This is a genomic window from Methylobacterium sp. WL9 (genome assembly GCF_008040035.1).
Classification (GTDB): domain Bacteria; phylum Pseudomonadota; class Alphaproteobacteria; order Rhizobiales; family Beijerinckiaceae; genus Methylobacterium; species Methylobacterium thuringiense.
Genome location: NZ_VRVE01000005.1, coordinates 19968 through 35789 on the forward strand (window position 1 = coordinate 19968; position 15822 = coordinate 35789).

A 15822-nucleotide genomic window follows, 5' to 3' on the forward strand; every position below is an offset into this window, starting at 1 on the left:
CTGTTAAGGCGTCTTAACCTCCATGCTGGCCCGCGCCGCGCGCAACGCGTCCGGTCCGAGCGCCAGGGGTCCGTCGAAGGGCCGTTCGTGCAGGGCGACCAGCCCGAGCGTCGAGATCATCGCCGCTGCGAAGAGCAGCAGCACTGTCGCCTGCGCCCGCGGTTTCTCCAGGTGGATGAGTGCAAGGGCGACGAGTGTCAGCCCGGCGAGCACCAGCAGCGTGAGCCACTTGGTCTCGTCGTCCTTGGCCTCCGCCAGCGACAGCCGATCGCCGCGCGCCGAACGCAGGTTCATCACGGCGTCGAGCAGGGTCGATTGGGCGGCTGGTCCAGCCTCTGGGCCGACCCGCGGATCAGCCACGGCCTGAAGCAGGCGAGCCAGGGCCAAGCCCACACGCTGGGACGAGCCGCCACGCTCGGCCATCGCGGCCCATTCCTCCCCGATCACCGCGTCGAGATACTCGGCCAGCGAGGCGCGAATGCCGCTCATATCGGAGGCCGTCGCGATACTGAGGTCGTAGACGGCGCGCGCGTTCGCCCGCTCGGACTGCACCACGCGCGAGGCCTGCCGCTGCCGCTCCCAGGCATCGTTCGCGACGAAGCCCGTCAGCAGGGCGAGCATGACGGAGATCGCGCTGAAATACGGCGCCACGATCCCCGTGCCGCACGACTGCATCAGCGGTCGCGACCGCCGCCAGACCGTCAGCAGCCACAGCACGGCGCACAGGCCGAGGATCGGCACGGCAAGAAGGGTGAACATCAGCCAGACCGGCTGGTCGAGCCACAGACTGAGGATCATGGGAGCGTCCCGAGCACGAAGCCGGGCACGCTATCCGCGAAAAGCTCGCAAGCCGTGAACGGCGATCAGTGCTTCTTGCGAGCCCGCGTCGTCTCGTCCTTGCACGGCGTGATCGTCGCCGGGTCGGGCCGCGCCTCGGGGGCCGGTGCCTGGAAGATCGCGAGATAGCCGACGCCGCCCTTGAGCGTCTTCAGGCTCACCTCCTTGTAGCCGGCGGCGGCAAGTTCGCAGCGTAGCAGTTTTGGCGGCGTGCCGTGCTTCGAGGGGATGTCGTTTGCGTCGACGATGCCGACCCGACCGCCCGGCTTCATCGCGGCGGCGAGGTTGTGGAGCAGGCCGTAGGGCTGCGCGATCTCATGGTACATGTGCACCATGATCGCCGCATCGAGCGAGGCCGGCGGCAGGCGCGGGTCGTGCGCCTCACCGTGCACCACCGTGATGTTGCTCTGGCCGCTCGCCTGCACCCTCTTCTCGAGTTCGGCAAGGTAGTCCGGGGTGATGTCCTCCGCGAGTATCCGGCCCGTCGCACCGACGCGTTTCGCCAGCGGAAACACGTAGTAGCCGTTGCCGGCACCGACATCGGCGACGGTCTGGCCCTCGCGAATGTTCATCAGCGCCGCCACCTGCCCGACCTCGTCGGCCTTGTTGCGCTCCTTCTCCAGCGCCCATTGCGCCGAGACGATCTCGGCCACCGGGCGATCGGGCTTGGGGAACTTGTCCGCTGGCACACCGGGCGGCGCCATCGGCTGGATGTCCTGCGCGACGACGGCGCCCGTGGCGAGTGCAGCTGTCAGGGCGACGATGGCGAACGGGCGAAACATCATCGGTCGAACATAACGCAAAGGAGATGCAGATGGCGGGCTCGCGCGCATTTGACGCCCGCCCGCACGACGCGTCATGGGAGGCGATGACCACCGACACCGTGCCCTGGCGCGCCACGATCCTCACGCTCTATCCAGAGATGTTTCCCGGCCCCCTCGGGATCTCGCTCTCGGGCGACGCGCTCGGGCGCGGCACCTGGGCGCTCGAAACCCGCCAGATCCGCGAACACGGGATCGGCCGCCACCGCAGCGTCGACGACACCCCCGCCGGCGGGGGCGCCGGCATGGTGCTTCGCTGCGACGTCCTCGCCGCCGCGATCGACGCGGCCGCACCCGCCGACGATCCCCGCCCGCGCATCCTGATGTCGCCGCGCGGAAAACCGCTGACGCAGGCGCGGGTGCGTGCGCTCAGCGCCGGGCCGGGCGCGGTGATCGTCTGCGGCCGCTTCGAGGGCGTGGACGAGCGGGTGATCGCGGGACGCGGGCTCGAGGAGGTCTCGATCGGCGACTACGTGCTCTCGGGCGGCGAGATCGCGGCCCTGGTGCTGATCGATGCCTGCGTGCGCCTGCTGCCCGGCGTCATGGGCAAGCTAGCATCCGGCGACGAGGAGAGTTTCGAAGCGGGCCATCTCGAGTATCCGCACTATACGCGACCGCGTGAGTGGGAGGGGCGCGCCATTCCGGATGTGTTGAGCGGCGGAAACCATGGCGCCATCGCGAAATGGCGTGAGGCTGAGAGCGTGCGGCTGACGCGCGAGCGGCGGCCGGATCTGCTGGTGAGCTGCAAGATTTAAGCGTCGGCGCTGCCCACTCCACCATGCTTCGCATGGTCCCCCTCGCGCACGGGGCGAGAAATACGCTCGGCGCCAACTCCTCCCCCAACGGGGGAGGTGGCCGCGAAGCGGACGGAGGGGGCGCGCGATGCCGAAGCCACGGCAAGCGAATGTCCAAAACCACACCTTGCATTCGCCCAAAACCTCCGCCATCCCCGTCGGCGGGACACCTCCCCCCAACGGGAGGCGCCCATCTGTAAGGATGGACTGACATGACAGACCGGCCCAACACGCGCCCGCGCGTGCCTAACTTCTCGTCCGGACCCACGGCCAAGCGCCCCGGCTGGACCCTCGATGCGCTCTCCGGTGCCGCCCTTGGGCGCTCTCACCGGTCGGCGCCCGGCAAGGCCAAGCTTCGCGAAGCCATCGACCTGACGCGCACGGTGCTGCGCGTGCCAGACGATTACCGCATCGGCATCGTGCCCGCCTCCGATACCGGCGCCGTCGAGATGGCGATGTGGTCGATGTTGGGCGAGCGCCGCGTCGAGGTGATGGCCTGGGATTCCTTCGGGGCCGAGTGGGTCACCGATGCGCTCAAGCAACTCAGGATCGACCCGATCGTGCGGACCACCGAGCACGGCGTGCTGCCGGCGCTCGACGCGATCGACACCAAGAACAACGACGTCGTCTTCACCTGGAACGGCACCACCGCCGGCGTGCGCATCCCGCACGACGACTGGATCGCCGACGACCGCGACGGCGTCACCATCTGCGACGCCACCTCGGCGGCCTTCGCGATGCCGCTCCCGTGGCACAAGCTCGATGTCGTCACATATTCCTGGCAGAAGGTGATGGGCGGCGAGGCGGCGCACGGCATGCTGATCCTCTCCCCCCGCTCGGTCGCGCGGATCGAGAGCCACAAGCCGGCCTGGCCGCTCCCCAAGATCTTCCGGATGACCAAAGGCGGCAAGCTGATCGAGGGCATCTTCCAGGGCGACACGATCAACACGCCCTCCATGCTCGCGGTCGAGGATTATCTCGACACGCTGAAATGGGGCCAGTCGATCGGCGGCCTCGACGCTCTCCATGCGCGGGCCGACGCAAACGCCAAGGTCGTCCACGATTGGGTGTCGCGCACGCCCTGGATCGGCCACCTCGCCGTCGACCCGTCGACCTATACGAATACGGGTGTCTGCCTCGTGATCGCCGACCCCGACGTGCTCGCCCTCGGCGACGCGGTGGTGGCGCAAGTCGCCAAGGGCATGGTCGAGCGGCTCGACAGGGAGGGCGTCGCCTACGACCTCGGCGCCTACCGCGACGCCCCCCCCGGCCTGCGCATCTGGTGCGGCGCGACCGTCGAGGCCTCGGATCTCGAGGCGCTGACGCCGTGGCTCGACTGGGCGTTCTTCGAAGAGAAGAAGGCGCTGGCTGCCGCTGCGGCGTAGCTCGACGCGCTCAACCCTCTCCCCTCCGCGGGAGAGGGGGAACGCCCTCTCAGGAAACGACGCTCCCCCTCTCCCGACCCTCGCTGATGCGATGGCCACCCTCTCCCGCAGAGGGGAGAGGGTTTGTGCGCGGATGCGTATCGCTCCTTCCCTTTCGAGCCGGAGGCCACCATGCCCGCTCCCAAAATTCTCATCTCCGACGCCCTGTCCGAAGCCGCCGTCCAGATCTTCCGGGATCGGGGCATCGAGGTCGATTTCCAGCCGAACCTCGGCAAGGACAAGGAGGCGCTGGCCGCCATCATCGCGAATTACGACGGCCTCGCCATCCGCTCGAACACCAAGGCGACGGCGAAGCTCCTGGCCGAGGCCGCAAGGCTCAAGGTGATTGGCCGTGCCGGCATCGGCGTCGACAACGTCGACGTGCCGGCGGCCACCGCCAAGGGCATCATCGTGATGAACACCCCCTTCGGTAACTCGATCACGACGGCGGAGCACGCCATCGCGATGATGTTCGCGCTGGCCCGCCAGATCCCGCAGGCCGACGCCTCCACCCAGGCCGGCAAGTGGGAGAAGAACCGCTTCATGGGCGTCGAACTGACCGGCAAGACGCTCGGCGTCGTCGGCTGCGGCAACATCGGCGCGAACGTCGCCGACCGGGCGATCGGCCTGAAGCTGAAGGTGATCGCCTACGATCCGTTCCTGTCGCCGGAGCGCGCCGTGGCGCTCGGGGTCGAGAAGGTCGAGCTCGACCAGTTGCTGGCCCGCGCCGACATCATCACGCTGCACGTGCCGATGACGGACAAGACCCGCAACATCCTGTCGGAGGAGAACCTCGCCAAGACCAAGCGCGGCGTGCGCATCGTCAACTGCGCCCGCGGCGGACTGGTGGACGAGCAGGCTCTGCGCGCGGCACTCGATTCCGGCCACGTGGCGGGCGCGGCCTTCGATGTGTTCGTGACGGAGCCTGCGACCGAGAACGCCCTGTTCGGCCATCCGAACGTGATCTGCACGCCGCATCTCGGCGCCTCGACCGCGGAGGCGCAGGAGAACGTCGCCCTGCAGGTCGCCGAGCAGATGTCCGATTATCTGCTGTCGGGCGCGATCTCCAACGCGGTCAACTTCCCGTCGATCTCGGCCGAAGAGGCGCCGCGCCTCAAGCCCTTCGTCAATCTGGCGGAAAAACTCGGCTCGTTCCTCGGCCAGCTCACCGAGGCGCCGATCAAGGGTATCCGCATCACCTACGAGGGCGCGGTCGCAGGCATGAACACGCGCGCCCTGACCTCGGCCGCGGTGACCGGCGTGCTGCGCCCCTTCCTCGCCGACGTGAACATGGTCTCGGCGCCGGCGATCGCGAAGGAGCGCGGCATCGTCGTCGACGAGATCAAGCGCGAGGGCGGCGTCAGCGAGTTCGACTCGGTAATCCGCATCACGGTGGATGCCGAGGACATGCCGCGCGACGCCGCCGGCACGGTCTTCCACGACGGCAAGCCGCGCGTCATCGAGATCCGCGGCATCGAGATCGAGGCGGCGCTGACACCGCACATGCTCTACGTGCGCAACCACGACCGTCCGGGCTTCATCGGCAGTTTCGGCAGCGTGCTCGGCGAGGCTGGGGTCAACATCGGCACGTTCAACCTCGGCCGCGAATCCGAGGGCGGCAACGCCATCGCCTTCGTCGCCGTGGATGCACCGGTGCCGCCGGAGGTCTTGGCGAAGATACAGGACATCCCGCAGGTGAAGCGGGTGCGGCCGGTCAGTTTCTGAGTGACGCAGGCGCTTGTGCCGGGCCCGGTGAGAGACGCCGTGTCCGGTATCGCATGACGATGGAGTCCCCATACGCCCCCCTTTCGGCGGCGCTGAAATTTGCTAGCGTTCTCTTGCTCACGGGTGACCACGTGCCGAAGAGTCGGGATTGGAGGCGTGATCCCAACCGCGCCGGCTACTCAGTCGCCCTCCCTTGTGGCGCCCGTGGGTACTTTCCTGTGGTGTAGCGCCGCGCGCGCTATTGGGGCACATGCCCGCGATCGACGAAATGCGTCTACACGCTCGCCTAACCTGCACGTGGGACGACGAAGCCTGCGTCTGGTTCGTGAACCAATCCAACATACCAGGGCTCGCGGCCGAGGCCACGACCCTTCAGGCACTTCGTTTGAAGCTGCCGGGAATGATCCGAGATCTGTTGGATATTGATCCACTGGATCACGAAGTCGGTTTGATCTCGTAAAATAAAAACTGTGAGCGGATAGTCCCGCGCGCAGCAGTTTCACCGCCCGCGTCTATCCCAATCGGTGAAGTATATCACTCACGTCTTCGCGAGTGCGGCGAAGCAACCCAGGGCCAAATCTCGAGACGTCGGGAGATTGCCCTCTGGCTGCTTCGCGGGGCTTGAAATGACGACGAGTTAGACCGTCACCCGTCATGCGAACATATCGAGCTTGCCGTAATGCTCGGCGAGCAAATAGTAAAACGTCAGGCGCGACTTGGTGCGGTCGGCCTTCATCTTCTTGCAGGTCGCCTCGATCGACGCATCGAGGTCGTCGCCCGAAAGCCCGAGCTTCTTCTCCAGAAAGTTCTTGCGGACGGTCTCGCGCTCGGCCTTGTCGGAGCAGGCGACGTATTTCGTGTCGGGCTTCGACAGGACGAGCCGGTAGGTCTTCGTCAGGCCGGCGACGGCCTTCTCGTTGACCGGCGCCTTGGCGTATTTCTTCACGTCCTCGAGATGGTCCGACATCGCGAAACTCTCCTCCGGCCGTGCGCGGCCACCAGCAGAATGCCGCAATTTGCGGTGATGCGGCAGGGGTAGGTGCGCCCGTCCACAATCAAGCGTTCGGACGAGCCGCACGATAACGTGAAACGTCAGGCCGGCCGCCGCTTTTCGTCCCGGTTCGACAGTCCAAGGTTCAGCGAGTCATGAAGATCGACGGCCGGCACTACCGCACCATCTTTCCCGATGCCGGCGGCACTTCCGTTCAGGTCATCGACCAGACCCGCCTGCCTTTCGCCTTCGAACTGCAGCGCCTCGCGACGATGGAGGATGCTGCGCGGGCGATCCGTACCATGGTTGTGCGCGGAGCGCCGCTGATCGGCGTCACTGCCGCCTACGGCTTGGCGCTCGCGATGCGCGAGGATTCCTCATCCGAGGGCATCGAGCAGGCGGTCGCGACGCTTGCCGCCACGCGCCCCACGGCGATCAACCTGCGCTGGGCTCTCGACCGGGCAGCCTCCGTCCTGCGCGGCGTGCCGGACAATGAGCGCGCGGCCCTGGCCTTCGAGGAGGCCGCGCGGATCGCCGACGAGGACGTGGCGAGTTGCCGGTCGATCGGCGAGCACGGCGCGCGCATCCTCTCCGACATCGCAGTCGCCAAGGGCGGCCGCATCGACGTCCTGACCCATTGCAACGCCGGCTGGCTCGCCACGGTGGATTGGGGCACGGCTCTGGCGCCGATCTACGTGGCGCACGATGCCGGCGTACCGGTCCACGTCTGGGTGGACGAGACCAGGCCGCGCAACCAGGGCGCGGCACTCACCGCCTTCGAGCTGAACGCCCACGGCGTGCCGCACACCGTGATCGCCGACAATGCCGGCGGTCACCTGATGCAGCATGGACAGGTCGACCTCTGCATCGTCGGTTCGGACCGCACGACGGCGAGCGGAGACGTCTGCAACAAGATCGGCACCTACCTGAAGGCGCTGGCCGCGCACGACACACGCGTGCCGTTCTACGCCGCCCTGCCCTTCTCGACGATCGACTGGACGTTGAACGACGGCGTCGCCGAAATCCCGATCGAGGAGCGCGATGCCCGCGAGGTCACGCATCTCACCGGCCTCACCGAGGATGGCGGATTCGCGACCGTGCAGGTGGTCTCCCCCGGCAGCCCTGTCGCCAACCCCGCCTTCGACGTCACCCCGGCCCGGCTCGTGACCGGCATCATCACCGAGCGTGGCGTGGCGCAGGCAAGCCCGGAGGGCTTGCTAGGGCTGTATCCGGAGCGTCGCAAGCCTGCGTAGCCTGCCGGCGGATCGCGTAGGTCTCCATTGCCGTTCCGCCGTCGGGTCGCCGGAACCGGCCCTGGCGGCGGCGAAACGACATCTCCGTCGTTTCAGCGAAAGCTTGCTGCCGGTTGTCTCCCAACCGAGGCACGCCGCACCCTTTCGACATCGACCTGACGTTCCAAGAACTGCACGGCTTCGCAGGTCTCAAACCGGCACGCTCGGAAGAATCTGCCGGCCTCCGGCAATCCCGTCCGGGCATGGTGACGAAGTGGTTTGAAATAAATCAATTATTGCAATGACTTGTTGGTAACTCGACCTGGCTCGGCCCTTGCTGCTCACTCGGTGAAGGAGTGCTTGACGCATGTCGCTGACGTTGAAGGATGTGGTGGAGAGCCGGGTGCAGCAGCGCGCATCGGGCGTGCAGCGCGACCTCGCCGAGACGCGCGATCCCGCGCAGACCCGGCGCGAACGCTTCTCGCTCGAAGAGTCCGACCGGCGCGCTGCCCGCGACAGTCAGATCCGCTCCTCCTCCGCAGGAATGAAAACGGCGGCGACGGACATGTCGAAGGCCGATGGGTCGAAGACGAGCGAAAGGCCGGCGCAGGCCGATCGCTCGGCAGCCGCGGGAGCGGATCGCGCGACGCGCGCCGAGACATCGACCAAGCCGGCGTCTCCCGGCCCGGCTGCACTCACTCCACCGGCCAAGCCGCAGGTCGATACGACGGCATCCGCACAATCGGAGGCCGAGGCGACCAAAAGCGCACCTGCAGAGCTGGACTCTTCGACTGGTGATGCCGAGAGCAAAACTGCGGCTACCGCCGAGACGGCCGTGACGTCGCCGATGATGGCGATCTTCGTAGCGCCACTCGCCGAGGCTCCACCGCCGTTGCCGACGGCCTCCAAAGCCACCGCCTTCGATCCGGACGAAGAGTCCGGGATCGAAGCGGCAGACGGTGCGGCCAAAGGTGCGGGATCCCTCGGTCCCGGCACCGGCAAGACCGTCGGCCCGGCGGTCGCGGTAAAACCCGAGTTCGAAGCGGCGCTAGCCGAGATCGCAGCCGGCGCACCCGGCGGCGACACGATGCCGTCGATCGCCGCGTCGGGCACGGATCCGGCGGCTGCGACTGCGCCCTCCTCCTCGCCCGACGTGAAGGCCGCGTCCGCGTCCAATGTGGCCGCTCATCTTCAGGCTTCGCCTTCGTCCGCGCCGATTCCGCTCGGCGCGGTGCCGATGACCATCGGGCTTCGGGCGCTCGGGGCATCCAGCCGCTTCGAGATCCGGCTCGACCCGAAGGAACTCGGTCGGGTCGACGTCTCGATCGACATCGACAAGGACCAGGGCACCGTCGGCGTACGCCTCGTCGTCGATCGGCCGGAAACTCTCGCTCTGCTCCAGCGCGACGCGTCCACCCTTCAGCAGGCCCTGTCCCAAACCGGATTCGATGCGAGCGCCGGTGTCAGCCTGTCGCTTCGTGGCGACGAGGCCGGGACCGGGCGCAACGGCCGTGAAACCGGCGACGACGCCCAGTCCCGCGGCGGCGCCCAGGCAGACCGACCCGGCCTTCAGGGCGGACCCGACCACATCCCGATCGACCTCGTGCCGCTCCGCGCCCTGCGCGGGATCGGCCGTGTCGATATCCGCATCTGAGGAGACACGATCATGGCATCGGGCATTTCAAATATCGCCGGCGCGGCCTCTTCGACGGCGAGCACGAGCTCAAAGGCGATCGCCGGCAACTTCCAGCAGTTCCTGACGCTGCTGACGACGCAGCTCAAGAATCAGAACCCGCTCGACCCGATGGACACCAACCAGTTCACGCAGCAACTGGTGCAGTTCGCAGGCGTCGAGCAGCAATTGAAGACGAACGACAGGCTCGACTCGATCCTGACCAATTCCAAGGCCTCGGCCTCGGCCACCGCGTCGAGCTTCATCGGCAAGACGGTCACGGCGGACGGAACCAAGACCACGCTTTCTGACGGCAAGGCGAGCTGGACGCTCACGCCGGCGCGCGCTGCGACGAAGGCCTTGATCACGATCAGCGATTCGGACGGCAACGTGGTCGCCACCAAATCGACGACGCTCGCGGCGGGCAGCCAGAGCTTCGCCTGGGACGGGCGCGGCTCGTCGGGCCTGACGCAGAAGGACGGCACCTATGCCATCAAGGTCGATGCCCTCGATGCGACGGGCTCCACCGTCGCGGTCGACACCTCAGTGACCGGTACGGTGACCAGCGTCGATCTCAGCGGCAGCGAGCCGGTCCTGGCCGTCGGTACTGCCAAGCTGTTGCTGTCGACCGTGAAAAACCTCGCGGCGGCGGGCGCTTAGCGTGTTGTCCACATGGTCCGGTCAAAAACGAATCAATTCTGAACGGTCCGCTTCAACATATTTTAAGCGGACGCAAGTAGGTTTGATCTCGACAGGTCAGTCGAGTGTAGAGCGTAGCATGACCGAGACACCCCGCCCGAGAGTTAAGTATGTCATCGGGCCCGACGGCTCTCCGCTGACCATCGCGGACCTGCCACCGGTATCGACCCGCCGATGGGTCATTCGCCGAAAGGCGGAGGTCGTGGCCGCCGTTCGCGGCGGGCTGTTGAGCCTCGAAGAGGCCTGCCAGCGTTACACGCTGACCACCGAAGAATTCCTGAGCTGGCAGTTCTCCATCGACCAGCACGGCCTTGCCGGCCTGCGCACCACGCGCATCCAGCATTATCGCCATTGAGGTCTCGGCTGCGGGCGCCGTTCTCGGTGCCACGGGCGACGAAGCGAGCCGCGTCCGCATCAGCTGGCGCGGTTCTTTTCGTTCCAGGGGGCGAATGAAGCTTTCTTAACCAGCCGCTAACCACGCACCCGGCAAATCTTGCCGGGCGGGGCGTTCGGCGCCGCGATCTGTCTCGCAGGCGTCCAGCGCGTGAAGTCGGTCCTCGAACTGGTGACGAAGCTCGGGCCGGCGCGGCTCGCCGCCATGGCCGCGGTGACGCTCACCCTCGTCGGCTTCTTCGCCTTCGTGATCCTGCGGATGTCGCGCCCCGACATGGGCGTGCTCTTCGCCGACCTGTCGATGCAGGATTCGGGCGCCGTGATCCGTGACCTCGATGCGCGCGGCATCACCTACGAGACCAAGGGCGATGCCGGCCAGACCATCATGGCGCCGCGCGCCGACCTCGCCCGTCTGCGCATGGACCTCGCCGGCAAGGGCCTGCCGGTGCAGGGCGGCGTCGGCTACGAGATCTTCGACAAGGGCGACGCGTTCTCCTCGACCAGCTTCGTCCAGAACGTGAACCACCTCAGGGCGCTCGAAGGCGAACTCGCCCGTTCGATCCGCGCCATCGGCCGCGTCCAGGCTGCCCGCGTCCACCTCGTCCTGCCCGAGCGCCGCCTGTTCGAGCGCGACCGCGACGCGCCGAGCGCCGCCATCGTGCTGAAACTCGTCGGCGACCTCGATACGTCGCAGGTGCGCGCCATCCGCCACCTCGCGGCCTCGGCCGTCGAGGGCCTGAAGCCCGAGCGCGTGTCGATCGTCGACGAGCGCGGCCGGCTGCTCGCCGACGGCGCCCGCGGCGCGGAGGCCGAGGGTGCGGTCGGCTACGAGGAGAAGCAGACCGGCATCGAGCGCCGCCTGCGTTCGCAGATCGAGGAGATCGTCGCCGGCATCGTCGGCCAGGGCCGTGCCCGCGTGCAGGTGTCCGCCGATCTCGACGTCAACCGGATCGAGAGCCGTTCGGAGACCTACGACCCTGAGAGCCGCGTCGTGCGCTCCAGCCAGACCCGCAGCGAGAATTCGCTCAGCGGCGGCGCCGAGGGGCAGGTCAGCGTCGGCAACGAGTTGCCGGGCGCCAACCAGCCTGCCGCGCAGCCGAACCAGAAGGACACGGCGCAGAAGAACGAGGAGACTACGAATTACGAGATCTCCCGCGTCACCAAGACCGAGGTGATCGAGGGCGGCCGCGTGAAACGACTCTCCGTGGCGGTCCTCGTCGATGGCGTCTACATGCCCGGCACCGACGGCAAGGCGACCTACCAACCGCGCCCGGCCGCAGAGATCGAGCGGATCTCTGCGCTGGTGCGCACCGCGATCGGTTTCGACAAGACCCGCGGCGATCAGGTCGAGGTGGTCAACCTGCGGTTTGCCGAGGCGCCCCCGGCACCGGATTTCGTCGAGCCGAGCTTGGTGCAGTCGCTGCTCAGCCCGTCCAAGGAAGACGTGATGCGCTGGGTCGAGCTTGCCGTGCTGTCGGCCCTGACCCTGCTCGTGCTGATGGCGGTTGTGCGTCCGCTTCTGAAGCGCGTCCTCGAATCGGAGGCCCCGACGGTGATGCTGGCTGGTCCGGCCGGTATGGCGCTCGCCGGTGGCGAAGTCCCCGTCGCGGCGATCGCCGACCAGGGACAGGCCGCCAAATTTCTCGAACACGCCAAGCTGAACGGAAAGATCCAGGCCGAGACCGTCGAGCGCGTGGTCGACATGGTTCGCGCCAACCCCAACGAGACCGCCGAGGTCCTGCGCAACTGGATCCACGACAACTGAGATGCGTGCTTTTCCGTCCAGCCTTGAAAGGAACCGGCGATGGCTGCCGGCATAGATTTCGGCGCGCTTGCCAATGCCGGGTCGGGCGGCGGCTTCGAGCAACTCACCGGTGCGCAGCGCGCCGCGACGCTCCTGCTGCTTCTCGGCGAGCAGGAAGGCGCCGCGATCTGGCGCCTGCTCGACGAGGAGGAGGTCAAGAAGGTCTCGCACGCCATGGTGCAGCTCGGCTCGCTCGAGGCCGAGACCATCGAGCGGCTGATCGTGGATTTCGTGTCCCGCCTTCCGTCCGGCGGCGGTATCACCTCGAACTACGAGCGTACCGAATCGCTCCTGCTCAAGATCTTCCCGCCCGAGCAGGTCTCCTCGATCATGGCGGAGATCAAGGGTGCCTCGGCCAAGCGGGTCTGGGGCAGCCTGACCCAGATCGACCCGGACATCCTCGCCGCCTTCCTGCGCAACGAGTACCCGCAGACCGTTGCCGTCGTGCTCTCGAAGGTCCGCCCGGACTATGCGGCCCGCGTCCTCACGATCCTGCCGGAGGAATTCGCCATCGACGTGCTCAACCGGATGCTGCGCATGGAGACGGTGCAAAAGGAGGCGTTGCGCCACATCGAAGAAACGCTGCGCGTCGAGTTCGTCTCGACCATCGCGCAGAGCACCCGCCGCGACGCGCACGAGCTCATGGCCGACGTCTTCAACGCCTTCGACCGGCAGACCGAGACGCGATTCCTGGCGGCGCTCGACCAGGGCAATCGCGGTTCGGCCAAGCGCATCCGCGAACTGATGTTCACCTTCGAGGACCTGCTCAAGCTCGACGCCGGCTCCGTGCAGACGCTGATGCGCACGGTCGACAACGACACCCTCTGCCGGGCCCTCAAGGGCGCCGAGGAGCGCGTGCGCGGCTTCTTCCTCGCCCAGATGTCGACCCGCGCCGCCAAGAACCTGGGTGACGAGATGAGTTCGATGGGGCCGATCCGGCTGAAAGAGGTCGACGAGGCCCAGGCCAAGATGACCGAGCTCGCCAAGGACCTCGCCGAGAAGGGTGAGATCATGATCGCCAAGAATGGCGGCGAAGAGGAGCTGGTCTATTGAACGCCAAGTCGTCGACCAAGCCGTTCCTGTTCGACACGGATTTCCGCCGCCCCAACGCGCAGGGTGCCGCCAAGGAGGCGGCCGCCGTCGCCGATGCCGAGGCGCGCGCCTATGCCCGCGGCCTGGAAGAGGGACGCGTCCGCGCCGAAGCGCAGGCCCAGGCTCGGCTCTCCGACGCGCTGAACAGGCTCGGTCTCGCTGCCGCCGGCCTCATCAACCAGTCCGACGCCCGCGATGCCGAGCGTGAGGACCAGGCGCTCACCTTCGCCACGGCGCTGGCGCGCAAGCTCGCGGGCGATGCCCTTGCCGCTAGCCCTTTGGCTGCGGTCGAGGAAGCGGCACGCGCCGCTCTCCAACATGTGCGCGGCGTGCCGCATCTCGTCGTTCGCGTGAACGAGGCGATCGTCGACGAGGCCGAGGCGCTGGTGAAGCGGCTTGCGCGCGAGCGCGGCTTCGAGGGCCGCCTCGTTGTCCTCGGCGAACCGGACATGCCCGAGGGCGACGCCCGCATCGAATGGGCCGATGGCGGCATCGTTCGCGAGCGCGCAAGGGTCGAAGCGGCGGCGCTCGACGCCGCCGGCATTCTCTCATCACGACACGGCTGAGGCAGCGCGATCATGGCAAGCGACAATTTCCATCTGCCGCAGCTCGGCGACCTGGACCCATCTTTCGACGGTGTGGGTCCGGAATCGGTGCTCGATGCGCCGACGACCCCGAAGACCGCCTCCGACCTCGAACAGGTCTTCGACGTACCCGTGGTCGTCTCCGCCGTGCTCGGCTCCTCGCGCATGCCGATCGGCGACCTGCTGCGCCTCGATGCCGGAGCCGTGCTCGAACTCGACCGCAAGGTCGGCGAGGCGATCGACATCTTCGTGAACAACCGTCTCGTCGCTCGTGGCGAAGTCGTGCTCGTCGAGGACCGCCTCGGCGTCACCATGACCGAAATCATCAAGAACGATCACTGAAACGACGCCCGCCTCGCAGGGCCCTCGTCAACTGGGAGATTGAGCCATGCGGCTCCTCATCGTCGGACGGCTCACGGGCGAGCTCGTCACCGCCTCCAAGATCGCCATGAACCGCGGTGCCGCCGTCACCCACGCGGACGGCATCGACCAGGGCCTCGCGACGCTGCGCGCCCGGGGCGCCGACCTCGTGATGGTCGAAGTCAGCCTCGACATCCGCCGGTTCGTGACCGCGCTCGCCGACGAGCGCATCCGGACGCCGGTGGTGGCCTGCGGCATCGCCTCCGACGCCAAGGCGGCGGTCGCGGCGATCCAGGCGGGTGCCAAGGAGTACATCCCGCTGCCGCCCGACCCCGAGATGATCGCCGCGGTTCTGGAAGCGGTCGCCGCCGACGGCCGCAGCTTCGTCTGGCGCGATCCCGCCATGGAGCGCGTGGTCAAGCTCGCCGAGCAGGTCTCCCGCTCCGACGCCTCCGTGCTGATCACCGGCGAGAGCGGCACCGGCAAGGAGGTCCTGGCGCGCCACGTCCACGCCCGCTCGAACCGGGCGAACAAGCCCTTCGTCTCGGTGAACTGCGCCGCGATTCCCGAGGCGCTGCTCGAATCCGAACTGTTCGGCCACGAGAAGGGCGCCTTCACGGGGGCGGTCGCCCGCCGGATCGGCCGTTTCGAAGAGGCCAACGGCGGCACGCTGCTTCTCGACGAGATCTCCGAGATGGACGTGCGCCTGCAGTCGAAGCTCCTGCGCGCGCTGCAGGAACGCGTGATCGACCGGGTCGGCGGCTCAGCGCCCGTGAAGGTCGACATCCGGGTGCTCGCCACCTCGAACCGTCACCTTGCCGAAGAGGTCAAGAAGGGCACCTTTCGCGAGGACCTGTACTACCGATTGAACGTCGTGCACCTGCGCATCCCGGCGCTGCGCGAGCGGCCGGCCGACATCCTCGAACTCGCCGGATTCTTCGCCAAGAAATATGCCGAGGCCAACGGCCTGGCGGTGCGCCCGCTCTCTCGCGACGCACTTGCACTGATTACGAAAAGCCCTTGGCGCGGCAACGTGCGCGAGCTGGAAAACACCCTTCACCGCGCCGTGCTGCTCGCCTCCGGGGCCGAGATCGGCCACGATGCGGTCCTGACGCCCGAGGGCGATTCCATCGGCGGTGCAGCCGGGCCGGCCGAGCGCGCCGCGCAGGTCGCCGAAGCAGCGACCCGTGGCCTTGTCGGCCGCACGGTGGCCGACGTCGAGCGCGACCTGATCCTCGACACCCTCGACCATTGTCTCGGGAATCGGACGCACGCAGCCAAGATTCTCGGCATTTCGATCCGGACACTGCGGAACAAGCTCAACGAATACGTTCAGTCCGGGATCGGCGTCGCGGAGCCGGGCAGCGTGCGGGCCGTGGCTGCCTACGGGTAGG

16 protein-coding genes are annotated in these 15822 nt (G+C 67.5%); 13 read left to right on the forward strand and 3 right to left on the reverse strand.

Features of this window, described 5'->3' with window-relative positions; all coding sequences use genetic code 11:
- Positions 1-3: 3 nt before the first annotated feature.
- The gene (locus tag FV217_RS03385; RefSeq protein WP_147814310.1) at positions 4-798 is read right to left on the reverse strand and encodes a DUF4239 domain-containing protein; all 795 of its coding nucleotides are present in this window, start codon (positions 796-798) and stop codon (positions 4-6) included.
- Between the two features lie 65 nt (positions 799-863).
- Entirely contained in the window at positions 864-1619 is a 756-nt protein-coding gene (locus FV217_RS03390) for a methyltransferase domain-containing protein (protein WP_147814465.1), read from the reverse strand.
- Between the two features lie 86 nt (positions 1620-1705).
- Between FV217_RS03390 and trmD the strand changes: the two genes are divergently transcribed.
- From trmD to FV217_RS03410, 4 genes are all read left to right on the forward strand, one after another.
- Positions 1706-2413 (forward strand): tRNA (guanosine(37)-N1)-methyltransferase TrmD, encoded by a 708-nt coding sequence (gene trmD, locus FV217_RS03395; protein ID WP_147814467.1) that lies wholly within the window; start codon positions 1706-1708, stop codon positions 2411-2413.
- A 251-nt stretch (positions 2414-2664) separates the two neighbouring features.
- Positions 2665-3837: a phosphoserine transaminase gene (locus FV217_RS03400; protein ID WP_147814312.1), complete on the forward strand. Its 1173-nt coding sequence runs from the start codon at positions 2665-2667 to the stop codon at positions 3835-3837.
- Positions 3838-4008: 171 nt separating this feature from the next.
- A complete protein-coding gene (gene serA / locus FV217_RS03405; RefSeq protein WP_147814314.1) occupies positions 4009-5601 on the forward strand; it encodes a phosphoglycerate dehydrogenase in 1593 nt (530 codons plus the stop codon).
- Between the two features lie 268 nt (positions 5602-5869).
- Entirely contained in the window at positions 5870-6061 is a 192-nt protein-coding gene (locus FV217_RS03410) for a DUF1902 domain-containing protein (protein ID WP_147814469.1), read from the forward strand.
- Between the two features lie 192 nt (positions 6062-6253).
- Here the strand turns inward: FV217_RS03410 and FV217_RS03415 are convergent, their stop codons facing one another.
- The gene (locus tag FV217_RS03415; protein ID WP_147814316.1) at positions 6254-6568 is read right to left on the reverse strand and encodes a DUF2853 family protein; all 315 of its coding nucleotides are present in this window, start codon (positions 6566-6568) and stop codon (positions 6254-6256) included.
- A 179-nt stretch (positions 6569-6747) separates the two neighbouring features.
- Between FV217_RS03415 and mtnA the strand changes: the two genes are divergently transcribed.
- The 9 genes from mtnA to FV217_RS03460 all read left to right on the forward strand — a co-directional run bounded on the left by mtnA (position 6748) and on the right by FV217_RS03460 (position 15821).
- Positions 6748-7845 (forward strand): S-methyl-5-thioribose-1-phosphate isomerase, encoded by a 1098-nt coding sequence (mtnA, locus tag FV217_RS03420; protein ID WP_147814318.1) that lies wholly within the window; start codon positions 6748-6750, stop codon positions 7843-7845.
- A gap of 346 nt (positions 7846-8191) precedes the next feature.
- Entirely contained in the window at positions 8192-9478 is a 1287-nt protein-coding gene (locus FV217_RS03425; protein WP_147814320.1) for a flagellar hook-length control protein FliK, read from the forward strand.
- Positions 9479-9490: 12 nt separating this feature from the next.
- Positions 9491-10156 (forward strand): flagellar hook assembly protein FlgD, encoded by a 666-nt coding sequence (locus tag FV217_RS03430; protein WP_147814322.1) that lies wholly within the window; start codon positions 9491-9493, stop codon positions 10154-10156.
- 118 nt (positions 10157-10274) lie between these two features.
- On the forward strand, positions 10275-10550 hold the full coding sequence (locus FV217_RS03435) for a DUF1153 domain-containing protein (protein WP_147045024.1): 276 nt from the start codon (positions 10275-10277) through the stop codon (positions 10548-10550).
- Between the two features lie 189 nt (positions 10551-10739).
- Positions 10740-12353 (forward strand): flagellar basal-body MS-ring/collar protein FliF, encoded by a 1614-nt coding sequence (gene fliF / locus FV217_RS03440; protein WP_147814324.1) that lies wholly within the window; start codon positions 10740-10742, stop codon positions 12351-12353.
- Between the two features lie 39 nt (positions 12354-12392).
- The gene (gene fliG, locus FV217_RS03445) at positions 12393-13445 is read left to right on the forward strand and encodes a flagellar motor switch protein FliG (protein ID WP_147814327.1); all 1053 of its coding nucleotides are present in this window, start codon (positions 12393-12395) and stop codon (positions 13443-13445) included.
- Positions 13442-14050 (forward strand): FliH/SctL family protein, encoded by a 609-nt coding sequence (locus FV217_RS03450; RefSeq protein WP_147814329.1) that lies wholly within the window; start codon positions 13442-13444, stop codon positions 14048-14050. Before fliG ends, FV217_RS03450 begins: the two co-directional genes overlap by 4 nt.
- A gap of 12 nt (positions 14051-14062) precedes the next feature.
- On the forward strand, positions 14063-14410 hold the full coding sequence (gene fliN / locus FV217_RS03455) for a flagellar motor switch protein FliN (RefSeq protein WP_147814330.1): 348 nt from the start codon (positions 14063-14065) through the stop codon (positions 14408-14410).
- Between the two features lie 46 nt (positions 14411-14456).
- On the forward strand, positions 14457-15821 hold the full coding sequence (locus tag FV217_RS03460) for a sigma-54 dependent transcriptional regulator (protein ID WP_147814332.1): 1365 nt from the start codon (positions 14457-14459) through the stop codon (positions 15819-15821).
- The last annotated feature ends 1 nt before the right edge of the window (position 15822 follow it).